15 protein-coding genes are annotated in these 18,691 nt (G+C 48.8%); 12 read left to right on the forward strand and 3 right to left on the reverse strand.

The window, feature by feature from the left end:
* Window positions 1-2 precede the first annotated feature (2 nt).
* Window positions 3-1,136, forward strand: coding sequence for a 3-dehydroquinate synthase (gene aroB / locus ELAC_RS10500; RefSeq protein ID WP_158227873.1), 1,134 nt, complete (start codon window positions 3-5; stop codon window positions 1,134-1,136).
* A gap of 43 nt (window positions 1,137-1,179) precedes the next feature.
* Here aroB and ELAC_RS10505 read toward each other — a convergent pair whose 3' ends face one another.
* Window positions 1,180-1,398: a GNAT family N-acetyltransferase gene (locus ELAC_RS10505; protein WP_098039247.1), complete on the reverse strand. Its 219-nt coding sequence runs from the start codon at window positions 1,396-1,398 to the stop codon at window positions 1,180-1,182.
* Window positions 1,399-2,339: 941 nt separating this feature from the next.
* On the opposite strand from ELAC_RS10505, the gene ELAC_RS10510 reads away from it, so the two are divergent.
* From ELAC_RS10510 to ELAC_RS10535, 6 genes are all read left to right on the forward strand, one after another.
* Window positions 2,340-3,356: an HAD family hydrolase gene (locus ELAC_RS10510; protein ID WP_098039248.1), complete on the forward strand. Its 1,017-nt coding sequence runs from the start codon at window positions 2,340-2,342 to the stop codon at window positions 3,354-3,356.
* A gap of 87 nt (window positions 3,357-3,443) precedes the next feature.
* Complete coding sequence (locus ELAC_RS10515; RefSeq protein ID WP_098039249.1) at window positions 3,444-5,639, forward strand: NfeD family protein; 2,196 nt, start codon at window positions 3,444-3,446, stop codon at window positions 5,637-5,639.
* Window positions 5,640-5,641: 2 nt separating this feature from the next.
* Window positions 5,642-6,106, forward strand: a complete 465-nt coding sequence (locus ELAC_RS10520) for an NfeD family protein (RefSeq protein ID WP_098039250.1) — start codon at window positions 5,642-5,644, stop codon at window positions 6,104-6,106.
* A 60-nt stretch (window positions 6,107-6,166) separates the two neighbouring features.
* Complete coding sequence (gene floA, locus ELAC_RS10525; protein ID WP_098039251.1) at window positions 6,167-7,171, forward strand: flotillin-like protein FloA; 1,005 nt, start codon at window positions 6,167-6,169, stop codon at window positions 7,169-7,171.
* A gap of 3 nt (window positions 7,172-7,174) precedes the next feature.
* Complete coding sequence (locus ELAC_RS10530) at window positions 7,175-7,732, forward strand: hypothetical protein (RefSeq protein ID WP_098039252.1); 558 nt, start codon at window positions 7,175-7,177, stop codon at window positions 7,730-7,732.
* The gene (locus ELAC_RS10535; protein ID WP_098039253.1) at window positions 7,713-8,402 is read left to right on the forward strand and encodes a YggS family pyridoxal phosphate-dependent enzyme; all 690 of its coding nucleotides are present in this window, start codon (window positions 7,713-7,715) and stop codon (window positions 8,400-8,402) included. Before ELAC_RS10530 ends, ELAC_RS10535 begins: the two co-directional genes overlap by 20 nt.
* A 13-nt stretch (window positions 8,403-8,415) precedes the next feature.
* On the opposite strand, the gene ELAC_RS10540 is transcribed toward ELAC_RS10535, so the two are convergent.
* Together ELAC_RS10540 and ELAC_RS10545 are read right to left on the reverse strand one after the other, a co-directional pair.
* Window positions 8,416-9,624: a hypothetical protein gene (locus tag ELAC_RS10540; RefSeq protein WP_098039254.1), complete on the reverse strand. Its 1,209-nt coding sequence runs from the start codon at window positions 9,622-9,624 to the stop codon at window positions 8,416-8,418.
* 108 nt (window positions 9,625-9,732) lie between these two features.
* Window positions 9,733-12,105, reverse strand: a complete 2,373-nt coding sequence (locus ELAC_RS10545; RefSeq protein WP_098039255.1) for a type II toxin-antitoxin system HicA family toxin — start codon at window positions 12,103-12,105, stop codon at window positions 9,733-9,735.
* Between the two features lie 417 nt (window positions 12,106-12,522).
* Between ELAC_RS10545 and ELAC_RS10550 the strand changes: the two genes are divergently transcribed.
* The 5 genes from ELAC_RS10550 (at window position 12,523) to ELAC_RS10570 (ending at window position 18,654) form a co-directional block, all read left to right on the forward strand.
* Window positions 12,523-13,752, forward strand: coding sequence for a dicarboxylate/amino acid:cation symporter (locus ELAC_RS10550; protein ID WP_098039256.1), 1,230 nt, complete (start codon window positions 12,523-12,525; stop codon window positions 13,750-13,752).
* 239 nt (window positions 13,753-13,991) lie between these two features.
* Entirely contained in the window at window positions 13,992-15,035 is a 1,044-nt protein-coding gene (pdhA, locus tag ELAC_RS10555) for a pyruvate dehydrogenase (acetyl-transferring) E1 component subunit alpha (protein WP_239414517.1), read from the forward strand.
* Window positions 15,036-15,051: 16 nt separating this feature from the next.
* Window positions 15,052-16,029, forward strand: a complete 978-nt coding sequence (locus tag ELAC_RS10560; RefSeq protein ID WP_098039257.1) for a pyruvate dehydrogenase complex E1 component subunit beta — start codon at window positions 15,052-15,054, stop codon at window positions 16,027-16,029.
* A gap of 14 nt (window positions 16,030-16,043) precedes the next feature.
* The gene (locus ELAC_RS10565; RefSeq protein WP_098039258.1) at window positions 16,044-17,336 is read left to right on the forward strand and encodes a pyruvate dehydrogenase complex dihydrolipoamide acetyltransferase; all 1,293 of its coding nucleotides are present in this window, start codon (window positions 16,044-16,046) and stop codon (window positions 17,334-17,336) included.
* Window positions 17,337-17,583: 247 nt separating this feature from the next.
* On the forward strand, window positions 17,584-18,654 hold the full coding sequence (locus tag ELAC_RS10570; protein WP_098039259.1) for a CPn0927/CPn0928 family alpha/beta hydrolase fold protein: 1,071 nt from the start codon (window positions 17,584-17,586) through the stop codon (window positions 18,652-18,654).
* The last annotated feature ends 37 nt before the right edge of the window (window positions 18,655-18,691 follow it).

Raw genomic sequence — 18,691 nt, forward strand, 5'->3', positions numbered from 1 at the left:
CCATGCTATCTTCAGAAGTGGTTTTCACAGAGGAGAGAAACGCGTCAAAGGAAGCTGCCCGTTTCGCACGTTCTCTCCAAAAAAAAGTAGCCATCATTTCCGATGCGTGTGTGGCAGGTCTTTACGCTCCTGATTTAATGGAAGCGCTGATTCAAGATGGCGTTGAAGCCAATCTGTTTACCTTTCCGGCGGGAGAGGAGCATAAATCGCGCTTGACGAAAGAGCGTTTGGAAGACGCGATGTTTTCAGCCGGCCTGACAAGAGATACTCTTCTTTTCGCTCTTGGTGGAGGTGTCACTTTGGATTTAGCGGGTTTTGTTGCCGCTACCTACTGCCGCGGCATCCCCCTTGTGATGATTCCGACCACCCTTCTTGCTATGGTGGATGCAGCCCATGGAGGTAAGAACGGTGTTAATGCCTCGTCTGGAAAAAACCTGATCGGCTCATTTCATCTTCCTCAAAAAATTTTGGTAGATCCCTTTTATTTGCACTCAGAGCCACTATTTCAGATTGCATCCGGCCTTGCTGAAATGTTGAAGGTGGCTCTACTGTTTCACCCCGATTTATTTTTTCGTCTTCAATCCATCGCGCTCGGCTTTTCCGATGCGGCCCTCCCTGCCATCGCGTCGAACATTCCAGCCGCGATCGCCCTCAAGGAGTATGTTGTTAAGCAAGATCTGCATGACAACGGAATGAGGCACTTGCTCAACTTCGGGCATACGATCGGCCATGCGCTTGAGTCCGCGCTCGACTATCGCATTCCGCATGGACTCGCGGTACTGCTGGGGATGCAGCTTGAGAGCCGTATATCCACCAGAATGGGAATTTTACCCCCTGAAGACCTTAAGGTCATCGAAGAAGCTGTATCTCCTCTCCTGAAAGTATACCGACACAATTTGGAAGGTTTGAGTTTCGAAAAGATTCAACGCCCTCTCTACCTTGATAAGAAGAACAAGGGAGAAGGAGTCAAAATGGTGTTGTTAAAAACAATTGGCGCAGCACTAGAGGACAAAGGCTGCTTTTCGCATCCCGTGGAGCTTTCGCTTGTTCGAGAAGAGACGGATGCTTTTTTTTTGGCAATCGATGCTTCAGAAAGAAATGGCCGGGTCTTCAGCGCCTTGGAGCCCGTCTTATAACAAAATCTTTCAGCAAAGTTTCAAGACAGGCTCTTATCCGATCCTACTCTACAATATACTCCAGATTGGCCCAAGACTCCATTGTGCCGGCAACGGGAGTAAATCCCCAATGCTGATAAGCACTGATTGCTTTTTTGTTTGAGACGCGCGTCGACAGTGCGATTTTCCTGCAGTCCGGAATCTGTCTTAAGACGTTCATCATCAGATTTCTGCCGATTCCTCGGTTTTTCTGCTTCAGGATGGATCGCGGATAAGGGAACACGGACAACTTTTTGATTATCTGTCTTGCTCATCATGCAATAGAGGGCGCCCAGCGGGCTTGAACCCTCCTTGGCAATGAGCAGGTGATGTGTGAAACTGGCGCTCATTTCTCTGTTATCCAAGAAGCCCTTCTGAAAATCGTGATTAGAAAAACGGTCCAGAATTTGCGTGATTTCCCTTTCCACCTGAGACCATTGAACTTTGCCTGCTCCTTCCCTCATCAAGGGAGTAATTGAGTGCAAGAACTTGTCTTGGGCCAAATAGTGGGGGAACTGTTTAGAAAACTTAAGCTCGACGGGTGTGTATACCGAAACAACTTGAAGAATTGGAGATTTGGCTAGGAGGGCCTTAAGAATTTTTGTCCGGAGCGAGCGACCATTGCCGAGAGGCAAGGCGCGAGTGAGAACGAAAATTCTTAAGTAAATCCGACGAAGCCAAAGGCCAATTCTTCAAGTTGTTTCGGTATAGGCCCTTGTGAGGCCTGTGCTGATCGTATGCATTCTTTGGACAAAGAGCTCTGAAACGGGGTCGTGGTTTCAGATTCGATCGTGATCTTTCGGTTCAATTTGTCTTGGATTGTAAACAGTTGCATTGGCAGTTCCTGATTTCGGTATATATATAAGCTTTGAAATAGAAGATTCTGCAAATCAATCCAATATTCTGGAGCTATACTCTTTTAAAGCAGCAGTTTAGAGCTGTTTATGATTTGGTGCAAATTTCTAGAGTTTAAATAGGTATGGTTTGATTTTTCTTTTGGGCGCTGAAAGCTTGAAAATCTCTGTCTTTGCCTTTAAAAAACAGGTTGATTGTTATCGCGTTGTTGTCCACAAAAGCAGATGAAGATTATGGCGCTGCAGCGAAGGGGTGATGCGGTGGATGAGATTTTAAGAAAGCTCTCCCGGCTTAGCGCCTGCTGATCTGTTTGCAAACTGGAGTTCTTTTATGGTGCACTTCAAAGCCCGCTCACTCATTTTCGTTTTGCTGCTGTCGTTTCAGGCTGCTGCCGCCTTCGCTGATCCGCTTCCTTCATGGAGCAATGGGCCGATCAAAGAGGCCATATTACAGTTTGTCCGGGGAGTGACAGATAAGTCTGGAAAGGACTATGTACCAGAGTCTGAGCGCATCGCTGTTTTCGACCAGGATGGCACCCTATGGGTTGAGCAGCCTCTCTACCCCCAGCAGTATTTTGCTTTGGAGCGGATCAAAGAGATGAGCGGCAAAGATCCGGTGCAGAAAAAAAAGCAGGCAGATGATTTGGAAGTGAAGAACGACGTGAAGGAGTCTGAGATTGAAGCCATTGTGTCCAAGATACATGCCGGGATGACAATCGAGGACTTTCAAGACGCGGTTAAAGGTTGGCTGCAAACGGCCCGTCATCCCCGCTACAAGAGAGCTTTTACGGATCTTGTATATGAGCCTATGCTGGAGGTGATTAGGTTGTTTAAGGCCAATGGCTTTAAAGTTTACATCGTTTCAGGCGGCGGGCAGGAGTTCATGAGGTCATATGCCGAGAAAGTTTACGGCATACCACCGGAACAAGTGATCGGAACCGCAGGCAGGGTAAAATACGAGTACGAAGGGGGAGTCCCTGTGCTGCGCAGGAAACCCGCGATTCTTTTTGTCGATGATAAAGAGGGAAAGCCTGAAGCGATTAACCTGATGGTCGGCAGAAGACCTATCGCTGCTTTTGGCAATTCCGATGGAGACAAACAGATGCTTGAATGGACAGGAAATAATCCCGGACCCCATCTTGAGGTGCTTATCTCCCACGACGACGAACACAGAGAATATTCTTATGGAGCCGACTCAAAGATCGGCACTTTTTCTGAGGGGCTTAAAACAGAGGCGGGGCTCAAAGGCTGGAAGGTGGTCAGCATGAAGAAGGATTGGAGGAGGATTTTCCGCTGGGAGGGAAGCTCCCGTCCGACCGGCGAAGGTGATCGTCCAAGGCAAGGATGAGCTATTGATCTGAAGTGGCGGAAAAAAAAGAATTGTGTATGATGATCGAGTATCCTCAAGTGTCTCTACGATAGGCGGACAAGTCACGTGCTCAAGCTTGATCATCTAAATCCTGTCTCCTATTATCAATTCTTTCTCACCATCCTGGTGTCTCTTTTAGCATTGATCAATCCAATTGCCGCTGAAGAGCAGGCATTGTATTTCAACATAGAAGGTTCTTTGACGGAAGCTACCGTGGATCGCTTTATCAAAGAGCTGCACACTTCGGATCCTCAAAAATCGAACCTGATTATCCGCATCAACTCCTCCGGGGGGTCCCTCAAGGATACCCTGAAATTAGCGAGAGAGATTTATACAGCTCGCAGAAATAACGGACTGAGGGTGATCATTTTTATTGATGGGACAAGCGTCGGCCCGTCTGCCATACTTCCTTTTCTTTCTGACGAATTCTACATCGCATCGTTCGCTACCTGGGGAGACATTCCTCTTGGTAATGAACAGTCTGTGCCATCAAATATTCTCAGAAGTCAAGTTCAAAGCCTCATCCCAGCCGGTGATAAGAGCTCCATACTGCGAACTCTTGCCGGAGCGATGGTAGAGCCGGAGAGCGGACAAAAGGAAAGAAAGGTTATCGGTCAGGGCGAGATTTTAGCGCTCGGAATCGCCAAAGAAATCAGCACCGCAAACGAACTGTTGACACGATACTCCTTAGATAAGAAAGACACGGAGGCTCCTCAGGGTTATTCCGTCTCTACAAACTTAGATGCCAAGCTCGTGAAAGCGATTCGTATCGATCCGGAAAAAAAAGGGCGTATCGGCTATCTGGAGATCATCGATCATTCCTCGATGATCAGCGAATCGACTTGGCTTTACGTCAAGAGCGCCCTTGCTTTTTTCAAAAAGAATAAACCTGACTTTCTTATCTTGAAGCTCGATACCCCGGGCGGCGAGGTTTTTGCTGCCCAGAAGATAGCAAGTGCCCTTCAGGAGTTTGACACACAAGAAGGCATTCCTGTCGTGGCGTATATCGATAACTGGGCCATTTCAGCCGGGGCATTGATCGCCTATTCCTGCCGTTTTATCTACACGACAAAGGACGGGAGTATGGGCGCGGCGGAACCTGTGACGATAGGGGAAGGCGGAAAGATGGAGTCCGCATCAGAGAAAGTTAATTCGGCGCTGAGATCGGAATTTGCCAACAGAGCCCGTTTCTTCGACCGCAATCCGGATATCGCGGAAGCGATGGTTGACAAAGATATCATCTTGGTCGAGCGCGATGGAAGGGTACTCAAGCTTGCAAACGAAGAGGAGATCAAGAAGGGTGGACTTAATCCTGACACAGTGATTTCTCCTAAAGGCAAGCTGCTCACCTTAAACGCTGAACAAATGGTCGAATACGCCGTTGCCGACCGGATGCTGCTTCCTGAAAAAACAGGCACGATTACCGAAGAGGAAAAAGCATCCGGCAAGTGGCCCTTTGAAAAGATGCTGCTGTCGCATGCTCCATTTTTTAACCAGTTGAAAGGGGCAGAGGTCGATGCTTATCGCATGGACATCAAAACCCGCTTCTTTGTTCTTCTGGCCTCGCCTGTCGTCTCTTCCCTGTTGATGCTTGGACTGATCATCGGTTTTTATATGGAGATGTCCACTCCGGGGTTTGGAATACCGGGCACGCTTGCCCTGACTTGCCTTTTCCTGATGATCCTCTCCAATTTGTCTCTTGAGATAGCCAGCTGGCTGGAGGTGATCTTTGTTGTCGGAGGTATCCTCATGATCGCACTGGAAGTGGCAACTCTCCATTCGGGAGGTCTTTTGGGAATGATCGGTGCTTTGTTTGCTCTGATCGGTCTTGTTGGGATCATGGTTCCCGGTCTCGAAAGTGTCGATTACGAATTTGACACAGGCACTTTAAACGCTGCAGGTGAAGCTGTGGTCTTCAGGCTGATGTGGCTGATGGGCACGATGGTTGTGGCTGTTGTCATGATGGCCCTGCTCGGCAGATACCTTACTCCAAAGCTGGCTGCGATGACGCGCCTTGTCTTGACGGGCAGTGAACAGGAGGCGGCAAAGGGGTATGTTGCCGGACTTTCTTCAGATGAGCTGCCGCTTGTGGGCGAAAGTGGAGTTGCCTCCACGACGCTTAGACCGTCGGGAAAGGTGGAAGTAAATGGCAAGTTATTCGACGCTTTGTCGGAGGGCTCTTATATTGAGAAAGGAGAGGAGATTGTGGTCTCCCGATTGGACGGAAGTTCGGTCATTGTGATCAAGAGGGAGGAAGTCTGACAATGGGAGAGGCACTCCTACTTTTATTCCTAGGTCTGATCTCGGTAGCGATCGAGTTTTTCACTCCTGGAGGTTTTTTTGCCGTCATCGGAGCGACGCTCATCATCACCGCCTCCGTTTACGCCGCAGTGGGCACGGGATCGATGCTTACAGGTTTTTTGTTTTTTATCATCTCCGGAGCGCTCGTCTTGCTGCTTGTTTTTACAATGATGAGATGGCTTCGGCAAGGACGTTTCCGCCACTCCATCTACTCTTCGCAAAATCAGGAAGGATTTGTCGCATCGAGCTGGGATAAAAGCTTAGTCGGCAAAAAAGGGTTGGTGGCAACTGAGCTGAGGCCGGGAGGACATGTGCGTATCGAAGGAAAGCAATATCCTGCCATCTCCCAAAGCGGTCTCATGGAAAGGGGAGAAGCTGTCGAAGTGATTGGCGGGGAAGGTGACACCCTCCTCGTTAAAAAAGTTTAAACCGAAAAATATTAGAGAAACCAGTTTAGAGTTCGCATTCGCGTATCTCAGGAGAATCCTATGGAAGTCTATTTTCTATTCATCGCGTTGTCGATCATTGTGATCGTGCTTCTTAGTATTATGGGTAAATTCATCAGTTTGTGGTTCCAGGCGTTTGTTTCTGGCACACCTATCCAGCTTTTCAACATCATCGGTATGAGCCTGAGGAAAATCCCGCCCCGAGTGATCGTCAATGCGCGGATCAATGCCTACAAAGCCGGCCTTAAGCAGATTTCGGTAGAAGATCTGGAAACACACTTCCTGGCAGGAGGTCATGTCAAGGAAGTAGTCGACGCGATGATCGCGGCAGACAAAGCCAATATCGTGCTCGACTGGCGCCGTGCGACAGCAATCGATCTTGCCGGCAGGGATGTACGCGAAGCGATCAGGACATCTGTCAATCCCAGAGTCATCGACTGCCCCAGCCACGGCGGGTTCATCACCGGCGTTGCTAAAAACGGTATTCAGATTAACGTAAGAGCAAGGGTTACAGTCAGAACAAACATCGCGCAGCTTGTCGGTGGTGCGACAGAAGAGACAATCATCGCACGGGTTGGCGAAGGTATTGTCGGAGCGATCGGCGGTTCAGACACCCATCTTCAGGTAATGGAGGCTCCTCAACGGATATCAAAGCTTGTGCTCGAAAAGGGGCTAGACTCTTCGACAGCGTTCATGATTCTCTCAATCGATATCGTCGAGATGGTGCTTGGCGAGAACGTGGGAGCTAAACTGAGGGCCGACCAAGCTGAATCCGATATGCGGGTCGCAAGGGCGGAGGCGGAGAAAAGGCGTGCTATGGCTGTTGCCGTCAAACAAGAAAACGAAGCTAAGGTCAAAGACATGGAGGCGAAACTTGTCGAGGCCCAGGCGGCGGTGCCTCTCTCGATGGCAAAAGCTTTTGAAAAGGGGAATCTGGGCATCATGGACTACCAGCGGATCCAGAATGTCCAGGCGGACACAGAGATGAGGAAATCACTTTCGAAGCCTGAGAAGGACGAGGGAATCCACCCGGAAGGAGGCAGGTAATCCATGCCAGCCAAGGGAAATCAGCCCATCAATCTTTCCGACATAATCGGTCTCGTCGTTGCTTTTTTAGCTTTTGTCTATATGGCATTGCGCCCTTTCATCGAAAAACGATTTGGAAAAGGGCGGCAGCAGGAGTTTGAAGAGGTTCCTGAAGACCATGCCCAAACGGAAGATGATGAGTGGGATGAAGATGATTTCGAAAGTGAACCCGCTGTGGCAAGAAGCACTCAACCTTCAAGGGAAACTTCCTTTCCCTCTCCCCCTAAAAAAAGGGAAAAGGATCGATTTCGGTTCCAGAGTACGATCGAGAAGAGGCGTCAGGTCAGCGCTGTGGAACAGCGAAAACTGCAGAGCACCGTTGCCGACAGGCGCCTCAAGGAGCTCGAAGCGAGTTTTGAAGAGGAGTTGACAGAGGAGGAGATCTACAATGCAAAAGATGTGTATGAGCCCTCCCGCGCAGCTCTTTTGCTCAACGAGGCCAGTCTGAGAAGAGGGATTTTGCTCTCCGAGATTTTAGGGAAGCCAAAGGCGTTATATCACCATGACGGAAGAGTATATTGACTATTGGCAGCTCCTTGCCTCGATTGATTCTATCGCCGCGCGTGAGGGTCGAAATGACGAGGTAAGGTTGATTGCCGTCTCGAAAAATCAGCCGGTAGAGAAACTTCTTGGCCTGTATAAGCAAGGATGCCGCTTGTTCGGCGAAAGTAAGGTGCAGGAGTGGGTCTCCAAAAAAGAGGCTCTTCCCAAAGACATTGAGTGGCATTTTATTGGTACGCTGCAAAAAAACAAAGTCAGGAAGGTGGTGGGGGAGGTGTCTCTCATTCATTCCATCGATTCGCTTGAGCTGGCTAAGAAAGTGGCGGAGGTCAGTGTTGAAAAGGGGGTGACTTCGCACATTCTCTTGGAGGTGAACACCTCAATGGAGGGAACCAAGCACGGCTTTACGGAAGAGGAAGTGATGGAAACCTATCCGCAGATGCAACTTCTTGAAGGAATCTCGGTAGACGGGCTCATGACAATAGGGCCTAACACAGAGGATGAGGGGAAGATTCGAAGGGCATTTAAAAATCTACGAGAGATCAAAGAGAAGTTGGAGAAAGCCGGAAAGCGCCTTCCCCACCTATCCATGGGGATGTCTCACGACTTTCAAATCGCTCTGGAAGAAGGTGCCACCCTTATCCGTGTCGGGACACTTCTTTTTGGGGAAAGAACCCAAAAGGGTGGCTAATCAAGACAAATCCCTACTTTTTCTCGACTTTGATATGCGCTCCGTAAATTGAGAAGAATTCAAAGTGCCCTGACGTTTCATTTACGAGGTTTTTTGAAGAGAGTTGAGTAGCATGACTGTTATTTATTACATCACTGAGCATCTCTGTCAATAGCAAGGTACGATGCGGAATTTCCATCTTTTCAGCCAGTTCAGCTTCCTGGGGAACTTTCCTGTTCAAGGGCCGAATGAAGACGTGCAGTGGCTTGGCATGTTCGCTAGAAAGCGACAGCTCAAGGCACATTGTCGCGCTGTTTGTTGTTAAGCTCTCAAAGACATAATGACGTTCGCTTGGTATTGTGATTGCACAAGGGAAAATAAACTGAATCAGAGGGGTTTTTAAGTGATCTGACTGATACGTGGTGATGATGTATTTGATCTTGTTAAGGTGCTGCAACATTGCGAGCGGCGGGTCGTGTCGCATGGCGTCTTCCCATGTTTCGTGAGAGGGAGTGTACTCATTTGTGCACTCTTTTAGATACTTCTCTCTTTTCTCGACGTAGCGTTTTGGGAACGAGGTATTGCCTTTGCTCGCCATTTCGTTTATATAGCGCATGAGCAGAGTGTTCGCCTTGCTTTCAGTGCTCTTCGCTTTTTTGCGGCCGCTGACACGGAAGAATTGCTGAGTTGAGCTGTCTTCGTCGGTCAGTTCTTTCAGCGAAATTGCCTTGCCGGTGATGGCACCGGTAGACCAAGAGTCACTATCTCCGACAATCTCAGTAGCTAAATTGAGATCCGATTCATGTTTCTTCTCTACTTTTTTACACCCGAGCGGCGTCGCAGTTTTTGCCGGACTGTTCGTTTCTGATTTTTTCAAATCATCCCAGGAAAAGGGTTTCTTGTCCTTTGGAGTCGTCACCGCTTCCTTTGGAGCCGTCGCCGCTGACTTGCATTTTCGAATTGGGCTTGGCTTATTGTGAGATTCGCTGAGCGTCGGGTACTCTTTCTCGTTCAGGTTTCTCTGACTGGAGGTGCTAGCAGCCCTCGCATTGCCCCGCATCGGCTGACTCGGTGGGACACTTGCATGGGAACCAAATAGGATGGTTTCTTTAGCTGGCTGAGCATCCTCGTTCTTCGGCCCTTTTTGGATATTCCAGGGATTGGACGAGATGCCAGCCGGGTTTTTGCTTTCATTCTGGCTGGGCTTTTGCAAGGGGCCATCAGCTGTTCTAGGGACGTACATATTTACCTTTGGTTGTTATTATTGTCTAATATTAAGGCGATTATTAATTAACGGGTGGCTTCGATCTGCTATCCTTTCGGTATAACAATCCTCCGTCTTAGCACAGGATTATTTTTTTTCTATTAAGCGCTTCTCTTTTTCTTCTTCCTGCTTGAGAATTCCATGCATCGTCCCTCTTTTTAGCTCGCGATTATTGACAGGGACAATCAGGGATTCACCTCTCAACTTCAGCTTGAGGTGCGAGCCATTGATCGAAATGACTTTCCATCCCTTGTCTGTCAGGAACTTCATGAGATCTTTCAGTTTTACAGACGTTGGCAGGTTATCCTCTGTTTGCGAGGAGGTGCTGGTCGTTTTAGGCGCCGAGGATGGCGCAGCTTCTGGCTTTAAATTCGGTTTGGCGGCTCTTGGAGGAGAAGTTTGATTTGCCTCTTCCCCCAGATTGCGTTCCAGTGATGCGATGTCAGAAGAGCCGGTTTCTTTGCTTGCTGTCTCCATGTCAGAGGCGACAGGTTGCGCGGTCTCTTTTGGCATTTTCAGCGGGACGTCAAAAATCCAGGGGATTTCATGACTATCTAGGCTCAGTTCAAGATGCCTATCGAGCTTTTTACACTGCCGCTTTTGCGGCTCCTTCCATTCCGTGGCCTTCAGGTATGACTCAACAAGCTCAAAAGAGGGGGCAAGAAGCAGAGAGACGTCGCACTTCAGCTGTTGCAGCAAGTCGTTTAAGAATGAAGCTTCTTTAGGAGAGATCGCCTCTTGAAGCACAAGTTTATTGTATTCGGAAGCCAAAGTCTTATTGAAGAGGAGCGATTTAGAGTGAAAATTTCGGAGAGCGCCAGCGAATGGCTCAAGAGCCATTCGAATTTTATACAGTCCTTGCCAATTCATAAGATTTTCCGTGTCGAAAAATTTCTCAAGCTCTTCCAACACCTCCTTTGTCAAACTCTCTCTGAGTTGCCCATGGATAGACAGTACAGCATCGAGTTGGTGTTCAATGAGGGTGACCAGGGAAGTTTGGCCGATGTGGGCGTGGAGCTTTTCATTACAGATTTGAATGACGAGCTCTAAGAGCCTACGATCATTCTCCTCTCGAGCAGAGGTAACGTGATGCCAACAGCACGCCATTTTAGCGAGCACTTGCCCTTCTATGATCAGGGAGTAGCTATTTGAGATCTGGGTCGTGGCGCAGTTGTATATGGAAGCGTAGTTGTCGATCATCACGTTCCAGCACAAAAATCCATTCAGCAGCATGGCGGAGAATTCGGTTTGATTCTTCTCCCTAATGATCGTTGCCTGGTTTTGCTCCATAAACTGACGATGCGTCAATTGCCCAGATAGGGCATTCATGTAGAATAAGCCCACCTGATCTTGCAATTTCAGCAGTTCGAGAATAGCTTCTTCCGTCTCTTTTAGCTGCCTATAGGTGTTGTGCGCATCTTTGAGAGAGAGAGTTGCAAGGTTAGCGGCATCGTTTACCAGAATTCTATAGAGATTTTGATTAACGGTGAGGACGCTTGTAAACCCTCGCCTGCGCGCCTCTTCCACCACGCTTGCGATGCATTGGGCATAGGCCTTAAGTTCATTCTGAAAAGCTTCCTTAGGCTTTTTGGAACACACCATGAACTCTTTAAGTGCCGTAGGAGAAGAAAGGCAGAGGGTCTGGATCGATCCCGAGGGCATCATGGTTAATTCACGCAGAATAGAGAGGGTTGCCTGCATCTCATCGAAAAGCGTGCGGATGGGAGCTAAGAGATTGGTGGCCAGACGCTCTTTTTGTCTGATTGCGCTTAGGCGCTGGAGAAGGATATGCTTTGTCCTAGCCTCCGAGAATGCTTGATCGATCTCTTCCACCTGACAGATTAGATTGCTAAGGAGCGGTGGAATCTCTCTGAAGATAGACCTTTCTAGCATCAGTTGTTTCACGTTCTCGTTATCAGAGACAATTTGCAGGTGCAAATCGACCAGCAGTTCATAGAGATTAAAGTGAAAGGTGGGCACAACAATTTTTAGGGATCTGGAAAGGCTTTCAATCTTTAAATTTTCGTCCATCTGCTTTTGCAATTGTTCCATGCAGGTGAATAGATGGAAGACGACGCCTTCAAATAGACCAAGTTCTGTGGCGAGGAGGGAGTTGTTCCAGATGTATTGCAGTTTTTCGATAGCTTTTGCGCTAACACCGAGCGACTCTAGGCTTAAAGCAGGATTGTGGCTGGCTGCCGTTTTGGTTGTTTGACCTTTACGTGAGGCAACTGCTGAAACGGTAGATGCGTCCAATCCGTTGGACTGAGAAGAGGCGGTCGGAAGGGCGCTCCTGTTCACATTTCTGCGATGGCTTTTTTTGCTGCGGGCACTTTTGATGGCTGTTTCGACAAATGGTGTTTCCGGCTCCGGTTCAGCAGCTTGTCTGGGCAGGGGAGGGGTAGGTTCGAGGTGGAGGGAGTGGCTTAGTTTCTCGCGATCTCTGGAGCAGGGTTGCATGATTTCCTATATTCCGCTTGTTTTTTCATAAAGAAGGGTAATATTGTTGTTACATGTTTAGTTAATTGCAATGTAAATATATTTTATCTAGCTTGATCATGTTAATAGTTTGTATTTGGATGTGTGATAGATGTGTTGTTTAGTTTGTGCCGAAAGTGCTTCGGAATTTGGCATGAAGGCTTTGAGAAAGAGTCGGGATTGAAAATTTACACGTCACCTCATAGTTCCAATGTGGGGGCACTGACTTCTATCCGGATACATTTTCACTCCCATAACCTTCAATTGTGCGACAGGGTGAGTATATGCCGAATTTCGTAGATGTTTCGGCATGAAATTGAACGACATATCGGCTTTTATCATTGACTTTTTTGTTGTTTATCCGGTAAAATAATTATTTATTTTTTATTCGGAACCGTTATGTGCCAGGAACGTCACCAGTTCAATCAAAACATCCTCCTCGCGATAGGTCTCGTTGCCGGGCTTGCGGTCGGGTTTTCCGGGAACGCGCCGCTGATCGCTGTAGCGGACAATGTCTCTTATGTTTTTATTAGTCTGTTGAAACTGATCAGCTTACCGATTATTTTTCTGTCGATTGTTTCTACAGCAACGGGCATGAGTAATATCCGAGAGCTTAAGCTGATGGGGCGGTTGGTTGGACAGTATACGGTCACAACGACAGTGATCGCGGCTTTGGTCGCGTTAGGTGCATTTCTCATCGTTAATCCAGTCCATGCAGATGCTGCGGCCGGAGAAGTGGTGAACCTTGGGAATGCCAGCTATCTGACTTATCTGCTGAATGTGATTCCCTCCAATGCGGTCCAGCCTTTCTTAGAGAACAATGTAATCGGAGTGCTGCTTTTGGCCATTCTGCTTAGCCTTGCGACAATCAGCTTGCCTGAGGAAAATAGGACTGTTCTGCACACGTTTTTCAAAAGCCTTTTCATGGCCGTGATGAAGATCACCTCGTGGATCGTGAAGCTGATGCCCCTTGCCATCTTTGCTTTCATCGCTCTTTTTATCAGGGATATGCAACAGGGTCTCGAAGTTAAAAGCGTTGCCAAATACCTGCTGGTCGTTTTGGCGGCTAACTTCATCCAGGCAGGGATTGTGCTTCCGATGTTGCTCAAAGCTAAAGGTCTTTCACCGGTCAAGACATTTAAGGCGATGGCGCCGGCGCTTTCACTCGCCTTTTTCAGCAAATCCTCCAGCGCCGCTCTGCCGCTGGCTATCAGTTGCGCGCAGAACAACCTGAAACTTTCGCCGCGCGTAGCAGGCTTCTCGCTCCCGCTTTGCACAACCATCAATATGAATGCCTGCGCGGCTTTCATCTTGTCTACGGTTCTTTTTGTGTGCATGAGCAGCGGCATGCAGTTTTCGTGGGCCGAGCTGTTCGGGTGGGTTTTTGTTTCGACGATCGCCGCGATAGGGAATGCGGGAGTGCCGATGGGCTGCTTCTTCCTCTCGTCGGCTATTTTAGCTTCTATGAACGTCCCCTTGAATCTGTTGGGGGTGATTCTGCCTTTTTACTCTCTGATCGATATGCTGGAGAGCGCTATCAATGTCTGGTCGGACTCTTGTGTCACAGCAGTTGTTGACCACGACTTGCAGCGAAGAGAGGCCAATGAAGCAGTAGGTGCGCTGTCATAGGCGCTCACCGTCAATGAGTCATGCCTTAACTAAATTCAGTAGCAAAGCTTGTTGCTGTGGGTTGGCGGCAATTTCATAGTGCAGGCTCTTGGAAAGAGTGGTAAATCGGGGTAGATCGAAGACACCGGCTTTCTTTTTATCACTATTCGGTTTAATATGATCTGGATGGGGGTTTCTCGCTCATCTTTATTTTTGAAAATAAGTAAGTTAAGATCCTTGTCCAAGGAATCAAATCTTTCATGAAGGACTTTATGGCCAGGCAAACAGCGGGTAAAGCTTCAAAGCAAGAAGGTTCATCCTACGATAAAGAAGGATTGATCCGGGAGCTGGGTAAAGAGCGTCTTCTCAAGAATTTAAGACGCATGCTCCGGATCAGAAACTTCGAGGTTAGGGCCGAATCCGCTTATCAGCAAGGTTTTGTCGGAGGTTTTTTTCACTCCTACATCGGCCAGGAGGCCGTCCAGACAGCGGCAATCGATGTGATGGGTGAGAAAAACTGGTGGATCACTTCATACCGTTGTCACGCGCTTGCGCTCCTTTTGGGAGTGCACCCCAACGAGATCATGGCCGAGCTCTATGGCCGATCGACGGGTAACGCTCAGGGCCGCGGCGGATCCATGCATCTTTACTCAGACCGACTTCTTGGCGGCTTCGGCATTGTCGGCGGCCAAGTTCCGGTGGCGACAGGGGCTGCTTTCACTATTAAATACAAGAATATCAAGGATGAAGTCGCGGTTTGCTTTCTTGGCGACGGCGCTGTGGCTCAAGGTGCATTTCACGAGTCACTGAACCTGGCCGCTCTATGGGACCTTCCCTGCATATATGTGATTGAAAACAATCAGTGGGGCATGGGCACAAAAGTTGATCGTGCTCTCAGTGTCAAGAGACTTGCCGAGGAGAAAGCACCTGGCTACGGTATGAACGGGTATACCTTTGACGGGATGGATTTTTTCACCTGTTATGATGGATTCCGCAAGGTGCATCAAGAGGTGCTCAAGACATCTAAGCCTGTGCTTGTGGAAGTGCTCACAGAACGCTTTAAAGGGCATTCTGTCTCCGATCCCGGACTCTACAGATCCAAGGATGAACTCAAAGCATGTATGGCTAAAGATCCGATAGCCCATTTCAAAGCAGATCTCGAGAGGGCCGGATATCTGGATGACGCTCTTTACAAAGCGATCGACCATGAAGAGAAGGAAATTGTCCTCCAGGCAATGCAGTTTGCCGAAGAGAGTCCATGGCCTTCGCCCAGTGTTTTAGAAGAAGGCGTCTTCAAAGAGTAAGCAAGAGCGAAAGAGTATGGCAAGAGAAATAGAAATAAGAGAAGCCCTCAGAGAGGCTATTGACGAGGAGATGACCCGGGATGACAGGGTCGTCGTCATGGGCGAGGAAGTGGGCGAATACAATGGGGCCTACAAGGTCACTAAGGGACTTTTAGACAAGTGGGGTCCCAGACGTATTCTGGATACGCCCATCGCTGAACTGGGCTTTGCAGGTCTCGCCATCGGAGCGGCAATGACAGGACTGCGGCCGATTGTAGAGTTCATGAGCTTCAATTTCTCCTTTGTAGCTGCCGACCAGATCATCTCCAACGCTGCTAAAATATACTACATGTCGGGCGGCAGATTTTCTGTCCCCGTGGTTTTTCGCGGGCCCAATGGAGCTGCAGCTCAGGTTTCATGTCAGCACTCTCACTGCGTTGAAGCCATTTACGGCAATTTTCCAGGTTTAAAGATCATCGCGCCCAGCACTGCGAGAGACGCAAAAGGGCTTCTGAAGTCATCAATACGCGATGGAAACCCGATCCTCTTTTTGGAGTCCGAGCTTGATTATGGTCTGAAAGGTGAAGTCCCCGACGGGGAGTGTTTGGTTCCGATCGGCGAGGCGAAAGTGGAGATTCCGGGCGAAGATGTCACGTTGATATGCCACGGCCACATGATGCAGGTCGCCAGAGCGGCCGCGAAAGAATTGATTAAATCGGGCGTCAAAGCGGAGCTTATAGATTTGAGAACGATCAGACCGCTTGATATCAACACGATCATCCGCTCTATCCGCAAGACGAGCAAGGCTGTGATCATCGAAGAGGGACACTATTTTGGCGGAATCGCTGCCGAAGTAGCCTTTCAGATCATGGAAAATGCCTTTGACTATCTTGACGCTCCCATTGAAAGAGTGTGCCAGAGAGAGACTCCGATGCCCTATTCAAAAGTACTCGAAAAAGAGACGTTGCCTACAGTTGAACGCATTCTCGCCAAAGTGAAGAAACTAGAAAAGTAAGGACTTAAGCAGCCATGCCCTTCATAGTAAAGCTACCCAAACTCTCACCGACAATGGAAGAGGGGACTATCGCCAAATGGCACAAAGCGATCGGAGATCTGGTCAAAGAGGGAGATTTACTGATCGAAGTGGCGACAGACAAGGCCACCGTCGAATATAATGCGTTAGACGAGGGGTATCTGCGCAAAATCCTGATCCAGAATGGTGGAGAAGCTAAAGTCAATCAGCCGATCGCCATTTTTACAGTCGATCCCAAAGAGAGTATTGAAAACGTCCTAGTCGAGGAGCCGAAAAAGGAGCTGTCTAAGCCGGCTGTCGGTGCTGAAAAGCAGGATGTGGCTGAAGAGGTGCTGAGGCCCGCTGAAGTTAAAACAGGGATGGCAATGCCGCGTTTTGAGCCGGAGAAAGCTCTTGAACAGTATGAGTTTCCATTCAGTACAGAAGAGGTTGACCGTCTCAGGGCATCCCCCCTTGCCAGGAAACTTGCCAAAGACAAGGGATTGGACATATCCTCCGTAAAAGGGACAGGGCCTGGGGGCCGTGTCGTCAAGAAGGATCTCGATAAGGCACTCCCGGCAGGAGATTTCTCTTTCGGACCGAAGAGGCAGGCAACGCTTAAACCGGGTTCTTATGAGGAGATAGCTCTCACTCCGATGCGTAAGACGATCGCCCGTAGGCTGCAGGAGTCCAAAACCTTCATTCCTCATATCTATGTTCAGCAAGAGGTAGACGTGGATGCTTTGACAGCTTTCCGCGACCAGCTGAGGAATCTTAATCTGAAAGTGTCGTTTAATGACTGCGTTGTCAGAGCGGCGGCGCTGGCGCTTAAAAAGCACCCCGAAGTCAACAGTGGTTTTAATTCGGTGAGCAACTCGATCATCCGCTTCAAAACAATCGATATCGCTATTGCCGTCAGTATGGAGAGCGGTCTGATCACTCCCATTGTCAGGCTGGCCGATCAGAAAAACATCGGTCAGATCTCCAAAGAGATCAGCGAATTGGCTAAGCGCGCCCGCGCCGGCAAGCTGGAAGAGCATGAATACAAGGGGGGATCTTTCACCGTCTCCAACCTGGGGATGTATGGCGTCAGTTCGTTTGCAGCGATCATCAACCCGCCGCAAGGGGCTATCTTGGCCGTCAGCGGCATCAAAGAAAGGCCTGTAATTAAGCAGGGTGCCATTGTTGCTGGTAAGACAATGATGTTGACTATTTCAACCGATCACCGCGTCATCGACGGTGTTCCTGCCGCCGAGTTTTTAAACACTATGAAACTCTACCTCGAGAATCCGGCAAGCTTAATCCTCTGAAAAATGAGAGAGATCTAGTCCATTTTATAGCGGAAGCGCCGCGGTTCATTTGCAGCGGCGCAAGCAAACGGGTGGTGCTGACTGCGTACCCCATCGGTTCAGACCGAAAGTTATTACCAATTTAGTAATTGGCAAATAGCCCCTTAAGTCTCAAAGCTTCCTAGTCGCCTCGTTTAGCAAAAACTGTAGATAGTATAGATTGAACAGAGTAATATCGAGTCTGTAATTTATTAATCAGTGAGTTTTTATGGCAATCCAACCGGCTATCTCCAGCCTATTAACGGGTCAGAAAGCGTTTTATCATCAGCCGGATTATGGGATGAGGACTTTCGGGGAGTTGTCGTGCCTGGAAGCTTTGCCACCCTGCTACTGCGTCTCAATTGAAAGCCGAATTTCTCGCATAGCCAAGGTTGTGCTGGCTATCGTCTTCTTTCCTCTGGGGATTTGGTATCTCCTTCACCGGGTAGCCGGTCTCTTCCTCGTTCCCGCCTCCTTTGACCCTGAGATCACCAAAATCTCCATCGCGGCAAGAGAAGCGCTAAATCTTGAAGGTCCCTGGAAATATAAGCGTTTTACGGTGGCAGTCGATGACTGCCTAGTAGATGCCTGTGTGATCGGCCGGGAAGAAACCCTTGGCAACGGACGCTTCGTGCTAAAAAGTTTTGGTAATGGTGAGACCTATCGACTCTCGGATTACGCTTTTGAGCAATTTTTACAAGAAATCAATGGCAATGCCATTGTCTTCAATGTCCCCGGTGTGGGGGGGAGCGTTGGTGGTCCTAGCCGGGATACGATGGCCAAGGCCTATCGTGCCATGCTGCAATTCATGGAGGATCAAGAGGAAGGGCTTGGCGCGCGCGAGATCATTGGCTACGGTTACTCGATTGGAGGAGCGGTCCAAGCAACGGGCCTCGATGAACACACCCTGAGAAATGACCTGAAGTATCTTTTTATCAAAGACAAAACCTTCGCTACTTTAGGAGGAATCGCCACCGACATCGCGGGAGGATTCATAGGTTTTGTAGTGAAGGCTCTTGGCTGGAATATTTCGGTTGTGGATTCTTCAATCCGTCTAAAAGCCAAAGAGATCATCATCCAGACGACATCGGGGTATCAAGAAAGGGTACTGACCTCTGCCGCCGAGATTATAAACGACGGCATCATCACCGCTTCAGCCAGTCTTGCTAAGGCAATTCTTGAGAGCAAGGAGCCGATGTATGAAAAAGTCGTCATCGCCACTCCCACCGATCATGGTACTCCACTTTTAAGCACAAACATACTCTCGACTGAAGTCAACCGCATGCTGGGTGAAGTTTAAGAAAGTCCTCTCAGGGCTCTGTCTCTCTGGCAGAGCT

This window comes from Estrella lausannensis, from assembly GCF_900000175.1.
Lineage (GTDB): Bacteria > Chlamydiota > Chlamydiia > Chlamydiales > Criblamydiaceae > Estrella > Estrella lausannensis.